This window comes from Parashewanella curva (assembly GCF_003675895.1).
In the GTDB taxonomy this organism is placed as follows: domain Bacteria; phylum Pseudomonadota; class Gammaproteobacteria; order Enterobacterales; family Shewanellaceae; genus Parashewanella; species Parashewanella curva.
Genome location: NZ_ML014927.1, coordinates 1 through 1,980, shown reverse-complemented (window position 1 = coordinate 1,980; position 1,980 = coordinate 1). Strand labels below are relative to the sequence as shown.

Genomic DNA, 1,980 nt, shown 5'->3' with positions numbered 1-1,980 from the left:
CACGACAGAAGCCTTTTGGCATGCTTAAAATTTGGTAAACCGTATGAGAACACTACAAGATCTATGTTGTTTTTTGTTAATGGTTGAAAATGTACGGATACTTAAATCACCATGCGAAATGTAGGTTTTAAGGTGATATCGGAAAGTTTCTTTTTGGTATCAGTGATAACCTTTTCACGAAGTTCTCCAGTAGTAACCCACGGAATATCACCTTTGAACCAATTTTCATTATCTGTCGGAGGAGTTGTACCTGAACCTATTTCATTGAAAGCGTGTGCTAATTTCCACATAGACCAGTCTGAGGGAATTTCTCCAACCCACTCAACTCCAGAATCTTGATACTCAGGATACGCTTTGTATCTTATTTCACTTAATGCAGAACCAGTCATCACGAATGCACCTCTTGCAGCAGTTGCATAATCTCAGCAGATACTGCATCTAAATCTGTATCAATCTCTTCTAATGCTCTTGGTGGTTCATAAGTGTAGAAATGGCGGTTAAATGGGATTTCATAACCAACAATGCCTACTTCACCGTCTTTAGGGTCAGTTTTGCTGGTATCAATCCACGCATCAGGAACATGTGGCAACACTTCACGAGCAAAATAATCATCAACGGTTTCGGTTAGTGGTACATTTTCATTGTCACGAAGATCGGGATTAGCTTCGACTTTACCTTTTGTCATACAGACTTCGGCTTCGTCATCCTGTTCACCTAAGTGTTTCACAATCAATTTTTGTTGTGCTTCGGTTAGCTTGATACCGTTCATTTTGGCAATAAACGCTTTTAGGAAAGCATCACGAGATAAAAGCTTCTCTTCAGTAAACTCGGCTAGAGCTTCTAAAACTGCATCTTGAATTGATTCATCTACCTTATTCCAAGCTTTATCTGATTGTAGTGCTTCAAGGCGTAAGTCATCTTTTGGATAAATTGCCAGCTTAAGTGGGCGTTCAACGGTAATTCTGCGGTAGCCAAATTCTGTGTAGTCAAAAATTTTGCTAAACTCGTTTTCTGTAAACTGACCGTAGGTTTGAACGATGGTATGAATCGCTTCTGGTGTGAGTTCTTTGCGTTTACTACCTAGTGATTTACGCATTGCAGCATAGAAAACGTATTCATCGTTTCCTTCAACTTCAACACCTCCGCTGCGACCACGCCCACCCGTTTTAGCACGTTCTTTTGAGGCATTGATTAACTGCACCTTACCTTTACGGTTAGCGGATTTTTGAGAAGATAAAATCCACACATAAGTTGCAATACCTGTGTTGTAGAACATATCGGTAGGCAGAGCCACAATCGCTTCAAGTAAATCATTTTCCAAAATGTAGCGTCTGATTTCACTTTCACCACTACCTGCACCACCAGTAAACAATGGCGAACCATTCAAAATAATCCCGATACGTGAACCACCATCACCCTTGCTTTCAGAAGAATGAGGTCGCATCTTACTTACAAGGTGCATCAAGAACAGCAGTGAACCATCTGAGACTCGTGGTAAACCAGCACCAAAACGACCTTCAAAGCCTTTGTCGTTATGCTCATCATTGATGAATTTTTGGATTTTCTTCCAATCCACACCAAAAGGCGGGTTTGACAGCATGTAGTCAAACTTCTCAGTGCGAAGCTGGTCATTGGATAAAGTGTTACCTAACTTAATATTATCGACTTTCTGCCCTTTAATAAGCATATCCGCCTTACAGATTGCATATGACTCAGGGTTTAGCTCTTGACCAAAGGCAGACAGAGAAGCTTTGTCATTAAGCTTGTGAACGTATTCCATACCTGATGATAAGAAACCACCTGTACCAGCAGTAGGATCGTAAATTGAACGCACCAAGCCAGAACTAGTTAACTCGTAACTATTCAGCCTACTGAACAAAAATATCTGGCAAATGCCCACTGAACAACAAGTTCAGCGCTGTTGAAGCTGTTATATTTTGCTTTCTGCAACTCGAAACGTAACTGCGTATGGCACAGAAG

At 40.9% G+C, this 1,980-nt stretch carries 1 protein-coding gene and 1 pseudogene; both read right to left on the bottom strand.

What is annotated here, in order from left to right; genetic code table 11:
- Positions 1–101: 101 nt before the first annotated feature.
- Positions 102–389: a restriction endonuclease subunit S domain-containing protein gene (locus D5018_RS21215; RefSeq protein WP_121840957.1), complete on the bottom strand. Its 288-nt coding sequence runs from the start codon at positions 387–389 to the stop codon at positions 102–104.
- A pseudogene (locus D5018_RS21210) lies at positions 389–1,852 on the bottom strand (HsdM family class I SAM-dependent methyltransferase); the annotation flags it as partial. The pseudogene D5018_RS21210 and the gene D5018_RS21215, both read right to left, overlap by 1 nt.
- Between the last annotated feature and the right edge of the window lie 128 nt (positions 1,853–1,980).